Annotated in this window: 10 protein-coding genes; 8 read left to right on the forward strand and 2 right to left on the reverse strand. The window is 58.6% G+C overall.

The features are described 5' to 3' along the window. Positions 1-97 precede the first annotated feature (97 nt). On the reverse strand, positions 98-313 hold the full coding sequence (locus BLQ55_RS13380; RefSeq protein WP_092254364.1) for a TIGR02450 family Trp-rich protein: 216 nt from the start codon (positions 311-313) through the stop codon (positions 98-100). Between the two features lie 176 nt (positions 314-489). Between BLQ55_RS13380 and BLQ55_RS13385 the strand changes: the two genes are divergently transcribed. The 6 genes from BLQ55_RS13385 (at position 490) to asnB (ending at position 10,146) form a co-directional block, all read left to right on the forward strand. Continuing rightward, the gene (locus BLQ55_RS13385) at positions 490-1,905 is read left to right on the forward strand and encodes a sigma-54 interaction domain-containing protein (protein ID WP_092254322.1); all 1,416 of its coding nucleotides are present in this window, start codon (positions 490-492) and stop codon (positions 1,903-1,905) included. A gap of 300 nt (positions 1,906-2,205) precedes the next feature. After that, a complete protein-coding gene (locus tag BLQ55_RS13395; protein ID WP_092254326.1) occupies positions 2,206-3,597 on the forward strand; it encodes a GntP family permease in 1,392 nt (463 codons plus the stop codon). 7 nt (positions 3,598-3,604) lie between these two features. Next, entirely contained in the window at positions 3,605-4,381 is a 777-nt protein-coding gene (locus BLQ55_RS13400) for a 3-hydroxybutyrate dehydrogenase (protein ID WP_092254328.1), read from the forward strand. A 226-nt stretch (positions 4,382-4,607) separates the two neighbouring features. Next, entirely contained in the window at positions 4,608-6,563 is a 1,956-nt protein-coding gene (locus BLQ55_RS13405) for an acetoacetate--CoA ligase (protein WP_092254330.1), read from the forward strand. Between the two features lie 454 nt (positions 6,564-7,017). After that, the gene (locus BLQ55_RS13410; RefSeq protein ID WP_092254332.1) at positions 7,018-8,370 is read left to right on the forward strand and encodes an FAD-binding oxidoreductase; all 1,353 of its coding nucleotides are present in this window, start codon (positions 7,018-7,020) and stop codon (positions 8,368-8,370) included. Positions 8,371-8,457: 87 nt separating this feature from the next. Beyond that, entirely contained in the window at positions 8,458-10,146 is a 1,689-nt protein-coding gene (asnB, locus tag BLQ55_RS13415; RefSeq protein ID WP_092254334.1) for an asparagine synthase (glutamine-hydrolyzing), read from the forward strand. 43 nt (positions 10,147-10,189) lie between these two features. On the opposite strand, the gene BLQ55_RS13420 is transcribed toward asnB, so the two are convergent. Next, positions 10,190-11,299: a PilT/PilU family type 4a pilus ATPase gene (locus tag BLQ55_RS13420; RefSeq protein WP_092254336.1), complete on the reverse strand. Its 1,110-nt coding sequence runs from the start codon at positions 11,297-11,299 to the stop codon at positions 10,190-10,192. Positions 11,300-11,431: 132 nt separating this feature from the next. Between BLQ55_RS13420 and BLQ55_RS13425 the strand changes: the two genes are divergently transcribed. Both BLQ55_RS13425 and BLQ55_RS13430 read left to right on the forward strand, forming a co-directional pair. Further along, on the forward strand, positions 11,432-13,969 hold the full coding sequence (locus BLQ55_RS13425) for a hybrid sensor histidine kinase/response regulator (protein ID WP_092254338.1): 2,538 nt from the start codon (positions 11,432-11,434) through the stop codon (positions 13,967-13,969). A gap of 48 nt (positions 13,970-14,017) precedes the next feature. Beyond that, a complete protein-coding gene (locus tag BLQ55_RS13430) occupies positions 14,018-14,293 on the forward strand; it encodes a peptidylprolyl isomerase (RefSeq protein WP_019690952.1) in 276 nt (91 codons plus the stop codon). The last annotated feature ends 194 nt before the right edge of the window (positions 14,294-14,487 follow it).

Consider the following 14,487-nt stretch of genomic DNA (forward strand, 5'->3'; position numbering starts at 1 on the left):
GCTAGAGAGGAACCATTAAGCCACTATCTTTCCATAAATTGTACAATTTTATTTATTTGTACAAGAAATTGTGAAACCGGAATATTCATCCAACGGCTTAATGCCAACCGATTTTCCAGCGCTTGTCATCGCGCAACTCTGACCAGTCGAACAGCTCCACGCGCCCGCTGTGCACCGCCTGAAGTTCAACCTTTACAGGAGTTCCCGCCTCGTCACAGATCAATTCGGTGACCAGAAAATGCTTTTCCCGATTGACTGGCATGCAGGCCGTCCATTTGGAGAGCTTCAACTTACGGGGATTGAATGTGTTCACGTGTTCTCCAAAAAAAGCAGGAAACCCGAGCAGGATCATGTACAAAAATATCCAATCGTACAAGTTAACCCCGAAAATAGCGGAGGTGCTTCGATCCTGGGACTTCCCCCGGCATAATGCGGCTCTTGGCACCCGCCCATGGCTGCCGGCAAATCCCTCCTCTCTGGAAATGCCCGATGAATCCCACCGAAAGCCTCAAGGATTACAAGCGCGTGCGCACGCTGGCGATCCGTTCGTTATTCGAGATCATCGAGCAGTCCAGCGAAGGCACGGTGATTGTCGATCGTGACGCGAATATCGTCTGGATGAACGAACGCTACGCCCGTCGCTTCGGCCTGAACTCGGCGCAAGAAGCGATTGGCCGGGCGTGCGAGAGCGTGATTCCCGGCAGCCTGTTGCGCGAAGTGGTGCGCACCGGGCGCCCGATCCTGCTGGACATGCAGGACACGCCCAAGGAGCCACTGGTGGTGATGCGCCTGCCGATCCACGACAGCGCGGGCGCGGTGATCGGCGCCATCGGCTTTGCCTTGTTCGATGAATTGCGCAGCCTGTCGCCGATGCTCAAGCGCTACCTGAGCATGCAGGAAGAACTGGCCTCCACCCGCTCATTGCTACGGGCGCGGCAAACCAAGTACAACTTCGCCCATTTCATTGGCACCAGCAGCGCCGGCCTTGAGGTCAAGCGCCGTGCCCGACGTAGCGCCAGCGCCGATTCGCCGGTGCTGCTGCTCGGCGAAACCGGCACCGGCAAGGAACTGCTGGCCCAGGCCATCCACAGCGCTTCGCCGCGGGCGCACAAGGCGTTCGTCAGCATCAACAGCGCGGCGATTCCTGAATCGCTGCTGGAGGCCGAGTTCTTCGGCACCGCCCCGGGGGCCTTTACCGGGGCCGACCGCAAGGGCCGTGCCGGCAAACTGCAGATTGCCCAGGGCGGCACGCTGTTCCTCGACGAGATCGGCGACATGCCGCTGCCGCTGCAAAGCAAACTGCTGCGGGTGCTCCAGGAAAAAGAGTACGAACCGGTGGGCTCCAATGAGGTGCTGCAAAGCGACGTGCGAATCATCGCCGCCACCTCCATGGACCTGGAAGCGGCGATCAAGCGCGGAGAGTTCCGCGCCGACCTGTATTACCGCCTCAACGTGCTGCCGATCCGGGTCCCGCCCTTGCGCGAACGCCTGGATGACCTGCCAGCCCTGGGCGAGGCGATCCTGGAAGAGTTGCGCAGCCAGCACGAACTGAACCCCGCCGCCCTCGACCTGCTGCGGCAACACGCCTGGCCGGGCAACATCCGCGAGCTGCGCAATGTGCTGGAACGGGCTGCGCTGCTCAGCGATGACCTGGTACTCACGGCAGCGGACATCCGCGCGGCCATCGGCACCTTCATGCCGGTAACGCGCCCAGCGGACGTGAGCTTCGAACCCCTGCCCCAGGAAACCTTCAGCCAGGCCCGGGCGCGCTTCGACCGACAATTGATCGAAACCACCCTCGCGCAATGCAGCGGCAAGGTGGTGGAAGCGGCCGAGCGGTTGGGGCTGGGGAGGTCGACGTTGTACAAGAAGATGGCGGCGTTAGGGATTGCCGAGTCTCAATAAAGAGACTTAATTCTCAAAATATAGACTTTCTGTTTTGGAGCGCTTTGCGCTCATCGCGAGCAAGCTCGCTCCCACAGGTTATGGGGTTCTCTTGAACTACGCGCCCAACTGTGGGAGCGAGCTTGCTCGCGATGAGGCCAGCCCACCCCATAAAAATCTCCAAACAGAGACAAAACTCTTGCTTCCCCCCCACAAAATCAAACAATTTCCTTATATTTCAGCCAGTTACACACTTGGCACAAAACTCGCTAAAGCCCCTCCATAGCGTCACCACAACAATAACAATCCAGGAGACACACCATGAGTGTGATCATTGCCTTGGCAGCCCTCGCGCTGCTGATGGTCGCCGCCTACCGTGGCTACAGCGTTATCCTCTTTGCCCCCATCGCCGCCCTCGGTGCCGTCCTGCTCACCGACCCTTCCGCCGTCGCCCCCGCATTCACCGGGGTGTTCATGGAGAAAATGGTCGGCTTCATCAAACTGTATTTCCCGGTGTTCCTGCTCGGCGCGGTGTTCGGCAAGCTGATCGAGCTGTCGGGGTTCTCTCGCTCCATCGTCGCCGCGGCGATTCGCTTGCTGGGAACGCGCCAGGCCATGCTGGTGATCGTGCTGGTCTGCGCCTTGCTGACCTATGGCGGCGTGTCGCTGTTTGTCGTGGTGTTCGCGGTGTACCCGTTCGCCGCCGAGATGTTCCGCCAGAGCAATATCCCCAAGCGCCTGATCCCGGCCACCATCGCCCTCGGTGCGTTCTCCTTCACCATGGACGCCCTGCCCGGCACGCCGCAGATCCAGAACATCATCCCCAGCACATTCTTCAACACCACCGCCTGGGCCGCACCGTGGCTGGGGGTGATCGGTACGCTCTTCGTGTTCAGCCTCGGCATGCTGTTTTTGCAACGCCAGCGCAACAAGGCCCAGCGTGCGGGCGAAGGCTACGGCACCGAGTTGCGCAACGAGCCGGAAACCGCTGAAGACATCAAGCTGCCGAACCCGTGGATCGCCGTTTCGCCACTGCTGGCGGTGGGCATCATGAATCTGCTGTTCACCCAGTGGATTCCACAGTGGTACGGCAAGACCCACAGCCTGGCGCTGCCGGGCATGGCGACACCGGTGACCAGCGACATCGCCAAGCTCACCGCGATCTGGGCGGTGCAAGCGGCGTTGCTGGTGGGCATCATCATGGTCTTGCTGTTCGGCTTCCGGGCCATTCGCAGCAAATTGGCCGAAGGCAGTAAGAGCGCCGTGGGCGGTGCGTTGCTGGCGGCGATGAACACCGCTTCGGAATACGGCTTCGGCGCGGTCATCGCGTCCTTGCCGGGCTTCCTGGTGCTGGCCGACTGGCTCAAGAACATTCCCAACCCACTGGTCAACGAAGCGGTGACGGTCACGCTGCTGGCGGGTATCACCGGCTCCGCCTCGGGTGGCATGAGCATCGCCTTGGCGGCGATGTCCGAAAGCTTCATCAACGCCGCCCACGCCGCCAACATTCCCTTGGAAGTACTGCACCGGGTGGCCGCCATGGCCAGCGGCGGCATGGACACCCTGCCCCACAACGGCGCGGTGATTACCCTGCTGGCGGTGACCGGGCTGACCCACCGCGAAGCCTACAAAGACATTTTCTGCATTACGCTGATCAAGACCCTCGCGGTGTTCTTCGTGATCGCTGTGTTCTACGCCACTGGCATTGTGTGAGGTTCCCATGACAACTGCTCTTTCGGGCAAGACCGCCCTGGTCACCGGTTCTACCAGCGGCATCGGCCTGGGCATCGCCCTGAGCCTGGCCAAGGCCGGCGCCAACCTGATCCTCAACGGCTTCGGCGATGCCTCGGCAGTGATCGCCCAGGTCAAACAATTCGGCGGCAAGGTCGGTCATCATCCGGCCGATGTCAGCGACCCGGCGCAAATCGCCGACATGCTCGCCTACGCCGAGCGCGAATTCGGCGGCGTGGACATCCTGGTGAACAACGCCGGGATCCAGCACGTGGCCGCCGTGGAGGATTTTCCGGTGGAACGCTGGGACTCGATCATCGCCATCAACCTGTCCTCGGTGTTCCACGCCACCCGCCTGAGCCTGCCGGGCATGCGGGCCAAGGGCTGGGGCCGGATCGTCAACATTGCCTCGGTGCATGGCCAGGTCGGCTCGGTGGGCAAGGCGGCGTATGTCGCGGCCAAGCATGGGGTGATCGGCCTGACCAAGGTGGTCGGCCTGGAGACCGCCACCAGCAACGTGACCTGCAACGCCATCTGCCCGGGCTGGGTGCTGACGCCACTGGTGCAAAAACAGATCGACGACCGCATTGCCGCCGGCGTTGACCCGCAACAGGCGCAGCATGATCTGTTGGCCGAGAAACAACCGTCCCTGGAGTTCGTCACTCCGCCGCAACTGGGGGAACTGGTGCTGTTCCTGTGCAGCGAAGCCGGCAGCCAGGTGCGGGGCGCGGCGTGGAATATCGATGGTGGGTGGTTGGCTCAGTAAGGTCCTGCGACTCCTTGTGACGAGGAGATTTATCCCCGCTGGGGCATACCCTGTAGGCGCTGGCGAAGCCTGCGATCTTTCAATCTTTCGCTCGAGACTCAACGGGCAGTGGAAAGATCGCAGCCTCGTTGCACTCGTCAGCTCCTACCCCCCAACGGGGATAAATCCCCTCGCCACAGGATTGGGTCGCCCTATAGTGTGTACATAAGAAAACAAGAGGCCCCCCATGTCCGACCTCCTCTGGCAACCCAGCCCCGAACGCATCGCCCAGTCGCGCATGAATGCCTTTCGCCAGTTCGTCAACACGCGGCATCACCTGCAACTGAACGACTACCCCGCCCTGTACGCCTGGAGCATCGACCAGCGCGAGGCCTTCTGGCAGGCCATCGTTGACTTCTTCGAGATCCACTTTCACCACGCTCCCGACGCGGTACTGGTGGAAGGTGCGCAAATGCCCAGTGCCCAGTGGTTCCCTGGCGCCACGCTAAACTTCGCCGAACACCTGCTGCGTCGCCGCGACGAAGCTGTAGCGGTGATCGCCATCGATGAAAACGGCGGCCAGGAACAACTGACCTGGGCCGAACTCGCCGCCCATGTCGCCGGCCTGCAGAAAAGCCTGCAAGCCGCTGGCGTCACCCGGGGCGATCGGGTCGCCGCCTGCATGCCCAACACCTGGCAGACGTTGGTGGGCATGCTCGCCAGCACCAGCCTGGGCGCCATCTGGTCATGCTCGTCACCGGACTTCGGCACCCAGGGCGTCATCGACCGGTTCGGCCAGATCGAGCCCAAGGTGCTGATCACCTGCGCTGGTTATCGCTACGCCGGCAAGGTCATCGACCAGCGGGCCAAGGTCAATGAAATCCTCGAACGGCTGCCGTCGCTGCAACAACTGATCGTGTTGCCTTATGCCCAGCCTGGCGCCCGTCTCGAGGACTTCAAGACCCCGGCCGCGGTCGCATTGTGGAACGACTTCTATCAACGCGGTGGCGAACCGGAATTCGTCAGCGTGCCGTTCGACCACCCGCTGTACATCCTGTACTCCAGCGGCACCACCGGCGTGCCGAAGTGCATCGTCCACGGCACCGGTGGCGTGCTGCTGCAACACGTCAAGGAACATGGCCTGCACGTCGACCTCGGCCCCGAGGACCGACTGTTCTACTACACGACCTGCGGCTGGATGATGTGGAACTGGCTGGTGTCGGCCCTCGCCGTGGGTAGCGCGGTGGTGCTCTACGATGGCTCGCCGTTCCACCCCGGCCCCGAGCGCTTGCTGGACCTGATCGACCAGCAGCGCATCAGCGTCTTCGGCACCAGCCCCAAATTCCTCGCCGCCCTGGAAAGCGAGGGCCTCAAGCCCCGGCGGACGCACCGCCTGGACAGCCTGAAAACCCTCCTTTCCACCGGTTCGGCGCTGGCTCCCCATAGCTACGACTACGTCTACCGGGACATCAAGCCCGACGTCTGCCTGGCCTCGATGTCCGGCGGCACCGACATTGTGTCCTGCTTCGTCAACGGCAACCCACTGTCGCCGGTGCGCCGGGGCGAAATGCAGGGCAAGAGCCTGGGCATGGCCGTGCAGGTCTGGAACGAGGCCGGCAACCCGGTCATCGGGGAAAAAGGCGAGCTGGTGTGCACCCGGCATTTCCCGGCGATGCCCATTGGTTTATGGAACGACCCTCGGCAGGAAAAACTTCGCGCGTCCTACTTCGCCCAGTTTCCTGGGGTGTGGGCCCAAGGCGACTACGCCGAGGAACTGCCCCACGGTGGCCTGTTGATCCATGGGCGCTCCGACGCCGTGCTCAACCCTGGCGGCGTGCGCATCGGCACAGCGGAAATCTATCGGCAGGTGGAAAAGGTCGAGCAGGTGCTGGACAGCGTCGCCATCGGCCAGCAATGGCAGGGGGACGTGCGGGTTGTGCTGTTTGTGCGCTTGCGGGACGGCGTGCGACTGGATGAGGCCTTGGAGCAGCAGATCCGCCAGGTCATCCGGGCCAACACCACGCCAAGGCATGTGCCGGCGAAAATTGTGGCGGTGACGGACATTCCCCGGACTATCAGCGGCAAAGTCGTCGAGTTGGCAGTGCGCAATGTGGTGCATGGGCAGCCGGTCAAGAACACCGATGCACTGGCCAATCCCGAAGCACTGGAGCAATTTCGCGATCGCCCTGAACTGACGGCCTGAGTTCGTTGGCCCGGCGTTGCCATCGCACATAACACCCATTAATACCGCCTCATGCACGAGCAAATATCACCGCGCATTTAAAAAATCATAAATTGTTTCAACTTGTGCCGCAGAAATATTTAAAAAATGGTGCAAAGGAGATACTCGAAGGAAATATAGCCACCCACCAGACAAACCCATATAAAAACAAACCCTTTAGAAAAAGAAAGCACCCACTGAGCACTTGACAGCTTCACCGGATGACAAGCGAAACTGAATTTTCCCACAATAAAAAACTTGATCAGACCAACACCTACCAACCCCCATACATGGGAAATATCCGGTTAAAGATTGCGCCCACTTAAAAGCTTTACGGATAGCAAAACAAGCCTATAGACTTTAAAGAATAAAGCCAATCGCGAAAGCGCACCCCAACTTAAATTTCATTCAAGCAACCCAGCGTAGAGTCCAACTCATGAACCATCGATATTTTGGTGACGCCCTCATAAGCAAATATGAGGACGTCACCATTATCTTTCCTGACGACAGTACTTATGAGAAGACCAGGCAAGTCTATAACAGGATGCACGACCTTTATCCGTCAATGATTATTCAAACCCTGAACCGAGCAGCATTAAAGGAGATCGTCAGCTTTGTCACGGCCAATGGGATAGAACTCGCTATCAGGGGGGGCGGGCACCACATTGCAGGCTTCGGCTCCACGCAGGGAGGCATACTGCTCGACTTCTCACCTTTCAACGATATCGTGATTGATGGAAACTATAAAGTTGCCCGCGTCCAGCCGGGGGCACGCTTAAAGGATGTGGATAACGCACTTTGCCAACATGGGTACGTCATACCTACCGGCACGGTGAGTGATACAGGTATTGCTGGATTGACGCTGGGCGGTGGTATTGGCTGGCTACTGGGAAAGTACGGCTATACCTGTGAGAATCTTGTAGGCGCAGATGTACTTTTGGCTACAGGGGCTCTCATAAGGGCCGAAGATCCGGGGCATGAGGATTTGTTGTGGGCGTTGCGCGGCGGAGGCGGAAATTTTGGTATCGTGCTTGAATTCAGGTACAAGCTATCGAGACTGCCTTCCGTTTATTGTGGCACCCTGGAATTCACTGGAAATGATGTCGAAGCCGCATTGAGCGACCTGTTTAAATATCTGGACAATCACTGCCCGTCCAACTTGGTTGTCGCTCCGATTCTTCATCGCCATAAAAACTCAATGGAGTGCATGCTCTCCATCGATTTCTGTTTAAGCGACTCAATCGATTACTCAGAAATCAAAAATCTCGAAGAATGCTTGAGCCAGACTATCAAGCACACTTATCTGACCAATGACTTTCTGACATGGCAATCATGGTCTGATGAGCGTTTTGCTCAACCGATGAGAGGCTACTGGAAATCAGTGTGCCCCGAAATCATGGGAGAGAACATTTCGCATTTGTTAACAGATTGGCAAAAAAAAATCCCAGGACCTAACTGCAGTGTGATGATAGAACATCTGAACCCATCCAGAAGAGAAAAATCAGGCGTGGAGTCAGCACTTTCGATAAAAACAATGAACTATGGAATTTTATTTTCTGCTCGCTGGACGTCCTCATGCGATGACGCCAAATACGTGAGCTGGGTCAAAAGCGCCGCGAGCTCGATAACTGACGCTGCGAGAGCACTTTCATACTCAAATTACACGCTCGATGAAGAAGACACCCAGCCCTCAGTATTTTCGAATAGCGACAACAGACTATCTTTCACAAAGAAAAAATATGATCCACTGAACGTGTTCCGCCGCAACCACAACATTACAAAAAAATAAACTACACCCTCCAAACTTTGCCCAGCTGATCCATTCATTCAGCACCTCCCTATAAAACCAAAAAATCTCGACATAAAGAGCACAACCATGTGTGGAATACTCGCTGTATACTCCCCAGCCGCCGACATCCAGTCCGCACACATAGATAAAGCACTTGCAGAACTAAATCATCGCGGTCCTGATTTCAGAAACCGCTATATATCACCCGATAGAAAAGTCGCCTTGGGACATACGTTACTGGCGATTGCCGACGCACCTGAAAACAGTCAGCAACCGATTGAATTCGAGCATCTTCGGATGACCTACAATGGTGAAATATATAATGTTGCGCACGTCAGACAGGCCCTGCGATCGAAAGGTGCAACCCTCACCACCACCTCTGATAGCGAAGCACTGATCAAGGCCGCGTACTATTTCGGATTGGGATATCTGAGCAATATCACAGGCTGTTACGCGTTCGTCATCCATGACAGTAAACTGAACAAGGTTTTTTTTGGACGCGACCCCTATGGAGAGAAGCAACTGGTCTGGACGACAACCCCTGCCGGGCTGCTGGCCATTAGCTCGGAATCCAAGGCACTGAAACATATTCCAGGGGTCGCACTTAACACCAACACCACGCGCATTTGGCAAGACTTCATTTTCGGATTTTACTCCCCTCGCAGTGAAACGTACTTTGACAACGTGCACAATGCGGAGCCAGGTACGATTTATGCTGTTGATCACAACGGCAATGTCCGTGAACATCTAAAAATCAAATCGACATCAGCCGTCTGCTACACAGATGAGAACCTGCATATGGCATTGGCGAATGCGGTTAAAAGCCAGATCCCTGACAGGTTTTCGCCTGCTGCCATCTTATCGGGTGGATTGGACAGTAGCATCATCACGACGCTGCTCGACAAAGGTTCCTCCAGCCTTCAAGCATTCACGGCCTATTACCAAGGCACCGAAAGCGAAGACTTCAGCAGCGCAAAAAAATTGACGAGCATATTAAAACATACAACTTTACAGCCTATCTGCGTATCAAGCGATGACGGAAACCATTTATTCTCTAAGGTCACACATTTTTTGGAGGAGCCCTTACTAGATCAAGTCTATATTTCTCAATACTTGCTTTACAAAGCAGTGTCCGAAAAAGGTCTTCGAGTTGCTCTTAATGGTCAAGGTGCAGACGAGTTCTGGTGCGGCTACAACCAGCATTACGACTTCCCAATGCAAAGTGAAGCGATACAAAAACACCGGTGGCATGACTTCTACTTCAAGAAAGCTATCGAGTCAGGGCTCGGACTGCTTCTTACCGAGTCGGAAATTAAAACGCTTATTGAAGAGCATTTGCCTGACACATCGGGGAAAGAACCGCTAGAAGTGCTGACTCAATTTTCAATAGAGAACCATCTTCGAGCAATGCTCTGCCATGAAGACAGGCTTTCGATGGCCTCCTCCGTCGAGGTCCGTCTTCCCTTCCTGGACAGACATGTCATTAGTCTGGCGTTAAGTCTGGCTGCAAAGGACAAAATAGTTGATGGCGTAGAGAAAATGCCCCTGCGCAGGGCATTCACCAACGTGCTGCCTCGTGAAATAGCCCAACGACGCAAATTGGCGTTTCCTGACGCGCCTGAAAAAAACTACACGCACATCCTGACATCACACAGCAACCAAGAGCGTTTCAACGGATTTTTCTCCCAGGCTGACTTCAAGAAGTTCCAGTCGCAAGGAAAAAGCCTATGGATGCTATTTGGGGTAAATGCGTTTCATAACTCGTTCAGTCATTAACCCTGCACCTCCAATATCCAACAACGCACGGATGAAGCGCTTATCAGTCCATCAAGCCCCATTCGCCCGACGGCGCTTGGGGCTGCGGTGATGCTTCGGCGTGCAATTTCAACTGCAGCCGCAGGTTGTTCACCGAGTCCGCGTGCTTCAGTGCTTCCTCCTCTTCAATCACGCCCTCGACGACCAGCGCGTAAAGCGCGTAGTCGAACGTTTGCATCCCCTGCTCCACGGACCTTTCCATAATCCCCTTGAGTTCAGAAAACTGATTGCTCCTGATCAGGTCGGCCACCGTCGGCGAACCCAGCATGACCTCCACCGCCGCCCGCCGCTGGCCGGTACGGGTGCGCACCAGGCGTTGGGAAACGAACGCCTTGAGGTTGTTGCCCAGGTCGTTCAACAATTGCGGCCGGCGCTCTTCCGGGAAGAAATTGATCACCCGGTCCAGGGCCTGGTTGGCGTTATGGGCATGCAAGGTGGAAATCACCAAGTGCCCGGTGTCGGCAAACGCCAGGGCATGCTCCATGGTTTCCCGATCACGGATTTCGCCGATCAGCACTACGTCTGGCGCCTGGCGCAAAGTGTTTTTCAGGGCCGCATGAAAACTGCGGGTGTCGACACCGACTTCCCGTTGGTTGATGATGGATTTCTTGTGCCGATGGATATACTCCACCGGGTCCTCGATGGTGATGATGTGACCGCTGCTGTTGCGATTACGGTAATCGATCAGCGCCGCCAGGGAAGTCGACTTGCCCGAACCTGTCGCGCCGACGAACAGCATCAACCCCTGTTTCTGCATGATGCTGTCCAACAGCACCCGGGGCAGTTTCAGGTCTTCGAAACGCGGGATGTCCAGCTTGACGTTGCGGATCACCATGGACACGTCATTGCGCTGCCTGAAGACATTGACCCGGAACCGCCCGACGCCGGCCAGGGAAATCGCCAGGTTCATTTCCAGTTCCCGATCGAACTCAAGGCGCTGTTCGGCGTCCATCAAAGACTCGGCGAGCCGGGCAATGTCGCCGACCTTGAAGGCCTCGTGACCCAGGGGCTTGAGCACGCCCTCGAAACGCGCGCACGGCGGCGCCCCCGTAGACATGTAAAGGTCGGAACCATTCTGGCTCGCCAGGATTCGCAACAACGGATCGATTTCCATGGACTGAAACTTCCGCGAGACATCAATGAAACAAGTTGAGCCGAACATGAAACCCTTCAGACCCGCCCGCACTTACTTTCCTCAAAGGATAGTAGACGCCGTGGTACAGACACGACAGCCAGGGATCGCGTGATGAACGCGACACCCGCCGGCAGCGATGCCCAGCGCCTGGTCAGCCAGGTGGACTGGGCCCAGACCCCATTGGGCACTGCCCGGAACTGGCCCCAGAGCCTGCGCACCGCCGTGGACATCATGCTCCATTCGCCAATGCCGATGGCCTTGCTGTGGGGCGCGCAGCTGACCCACCTCTACAACGACGCCTTCGGTCGACTGACCGGTGACAAGCACCCCCGGGCGTTCGGCCAGCCGACCCATGCAGCATGGCCCGAACTCAAAGGGACGACCGAAGGGATTTACCACCGCGTATTGCAAGGCCAGACGCACACCTGCCGCGATCAGCGCTGGCGCGTGCCCTTCGCCGGTCGCCTCTGCGATGTCTGGCTGGACCTGACCTACAGCCCGGTGCATGACGAAAGCGGCAGCGTCGCCGGCATCCTGATCACCGCCATCGAGACCAGCGAACGCCGCCGCCTGGCCATGGAATTCGAACGGCGCTCCGAGGCCAGCCTCAAGGCCCAGCACGAAAGCGAAGAGCGCCTGCAACTGGCCCTGGCCGCCGCCGACGCGCTGGGCACCTGGGATTGGGACATCAGCGAAGACCGCTTCATCGCCGACGCGCATTTCGCCCTGCTGCATGGCGTCGACCCGAACCTGTCGCGCCAGTTGCCCATCAGCGCCTACCTCGAAGGCGTGCATCCCGAGGACCGGGCGATGGTTGCCCGCAGCATCAAGCACTGCATCACCCATGGCACCGAATACGCCGAAGAGTACCGGCTGTTGCAGCCCAACGATGAATTACGCTGGGTGTACGTGCGCGGCCGTTGCTACAAGGACCGCCACGGCCGGCCCAAGCGTTTTCTGGGCGCGGCCCTGGACCTGACCGAACGCAAGCGCACCGAGCAAGCCCTGCGCCAGAGCCAGACCGAGCTGCAGTTGATCATCAACGCCATGCCGATCCTCATCAGCTACGTGGACCGCGAAGAGCGCTTCCGGCTGAACAACAGCGCCTACCTGGACTGGTACGGCCTGACCCCGCAAGAGCTCTACGGCAAGACCATCCGCGAAGTGCTCGGCGAAGAGGCCTATGCCGCCCGCGCCCAACAGATCGCCGATGCCCTGGCCGGCAGACCGTGCAGCTTCACCTTGCAGATGGACCATCGCGACGGTCGCCCGCGCCATGCACTGATCAACTACTTGCCTCGCCACGGGACGGACGGGGCGGTGAACGGTTTCTACATCTTCGTGATCGACGAGACCGAGAGCCGGAAAACCGAGGAAGCCCTGCGCAACCTCAACGAAACGCTGGAGGAGCGGGTCATCGCCCGGACCCGGCAACTGGCCGAAGCCAACCACCGCCTGCAAAGCGAGATGTTCGAACGCGAGCGCGCCGAAGAAGCCCTGCGCCATGCGCAGAAAATGGAGGCCGTGGGCCAACTCACCGGCGGCATTGCCCATGACTTCAACAACATGCTCACCGGCATCCTCGGCAGCCTCGACCTGATGCAACGCTACATCGCCGCCGGCCGCACCGCCGAGATCGGGCGCTTCACCGAAGCGGCGGTGTCCTCGGCCAACCGCGCCGCGGCCCTGACCCATCGGCTGCTGGCGTTTTCCCGCCGCCAGTCCCTGGACCGCAAGCCGCTGGACGCCAACGAGCTGGTGCGCTCGCTCGAAGACCTGCTGAGCCGGACCACCGGCGATCACATTGTGCTACGACTGCAACTGACCCATGAGCTGTGGCCGGTCAGCACCGATGCCAGCCAGTTGGAAAACGCTCTGCTCAACCTGGTGATCAACGCCCGCGATGCCATGCCCGACGGCGGCGAATTGATCGTCGAAACCGCCAACGTCTATCTGGACGGCACTGACATCAACACCCTCGAACCGGTCAAGGCCGGCGACTACGTGATGATCGCGGTCAGCGACAACGGCAGCGGCATGACCCCCGCCGTGCTGGCCAAGGCCTTCGACCCGTTCTTCACCACCAAGCCCATCGGCCAGGGCACCGGCCTGGGCTTGTCGATGATCTACGGGTTTGCCCAACAGTCGGGGGGACACCTCAACCTGGACAGCGTGCCAGGCCAGGGCACGCGCGTGCAGTTGTACCTGCCGCGCCTGCACGTCGCGCCGGCCCAACAACCCGCCACGGCGGAGACGGTCGACGTACCGCCGGCCATCGCCGGGGAAACCGTGTTGCTGGTGGAAGATGAACCGGCGGTGCGCATGCTGGTGCTCGACCTGTTGAAGACCTTGGGCTACACCGCCCTGGAGGCCCAGGACGCCATGACGGCCCTGCCCCTGCTGGAATCGGAGCAACGCATCGACCTGTTGGTGACCGACGTCGGGCTGCCGGGCATGAATGGCCGGCAACTGGCGGAAATCGGCCGCCAGCACCGCCCGGGGCTGAAAGTGCTGTTCATGACCGGTTACGCGCAGAAAGCCGCCGAGCGCCAGGGGTTCCTCGACCAGGGCATGGACATGGTCGCCAAGCCCTTCACCCTCGATCTGCTGGCCAACAAGATTCGGACGATGATCAACCATGACAGCTGACTTGAGGCATAATCGCCGCCCCGTCGCACCGTTCAGGTCACCGCTGCAATGAAAGCCCAAGCCCGCCATATCCTGGTGAAAACCGCCGAAGAAGCCGAACAGCTCAAGCAACGCATCGCCAAGGGCGAAGCCTTCGATGTGCTGGCCAAGAAATACTCCACCTGCCCCTCGGGCAAACGCGGCGGCGACCTGGGCGAAGTGCGGCCAGGGCAGATGGTCGGTGCGATCGATGCGGTGATCTTCAAGAAGCCCTTGCGGGTGGTGCATGGGCCGATCAAGAGCAAGTTCGGCTATCACCTGGTGCAGGTGTTCTACCGGGATTGAAACTGAGCCTGGCGCTTGTGGGAGCGAGCTTGCTCGCGATGGCGGCGACACAGTCAATATCTCTGCAAGCTGACCCACCGCTATCGCGAGCAAGCTCGCTTGTATGTTTAGACTTGAAGGGGTGGGCGGGACTAAAAGCTCGATTCCGACTCTAGCCAGTACGGACCGTGGGAGACTTCTCGTCCCGCCCTTTC

Source organism: Pseudomonas sp. NFACC13-1 (assembly GCF_900104425.1).
In the GTDB taxonomy this organism is placed as follows: Bacteria; Pseudomonadota; Gammaproteobacteria; order Pseudomonadales; family Pseudomonadaceae; genus Aquipseudomonas; species Aquipseudomonas fluorescens_AA.

Coding starts and splice junctions, on each gene's coding strand:
- BLQ55_RS13385 (WP_092254322.1), top strand. CDS start 490: ATGAATCCCACCGAAAGCCTCAAGGATTACAAGCGCGTGCGCACGCTG.
- BLQ55_RS13395 (WP_092254326.1), top strand. CDS start 2,206: ATGAGTGTGATCATTGCCTTGGCAGCCCTCGCGCTGCTGATGGTCGCC.
- BLQ55_RS13400 (WP_092254328.1), top strand. CDS start 3,605: ATGACAACTGCTCTTTCGGGCAAGACCGCCCTGGTCACCGGTTCTACC.
- BLQ55_RS13405 (WP_092254330.1), top strand. CDS start 4,608: ATGTCCGACCTCCTCTGGCAACCCAGCCCCGAACGCATCGCCCAGTCG.
- BLQ55_RS13410 (WP_092254332.1), top strand. CDS start 7,018: ATGAACCATCGATATTTTGGTGACGCCCTCATAAGCAAATATGAGGAC.
- asnB (WP_092254334.1), top strand. CDS start 8,458: ATGTGTGGAATACTCGCTGTATACTCCCCAGCCGCCGACATCCAGTCC.
- BLQ55_RS13420 (WP_092254336.1), bottom strand. CDS start 11,299: ATGGAAATCGATCCGTTGTTGCGAATCCTGGCGAGCCAGAATGGTTCC.
- BLQ55_RS13425 (WP_092254338.1), top strand. CDS start 11,432: ATGAACGCGACACCCGCCGGCAGCGATGCCCAGCGCCTGGTCAGCCAG.
- BLQ55_RS13430 (WP_019690952.1), top strand. CDS start 14,018: ATGAAAGCCCAAGCCCGCCATATCCTGGTGAAAACCGCCGAAGAAGCC.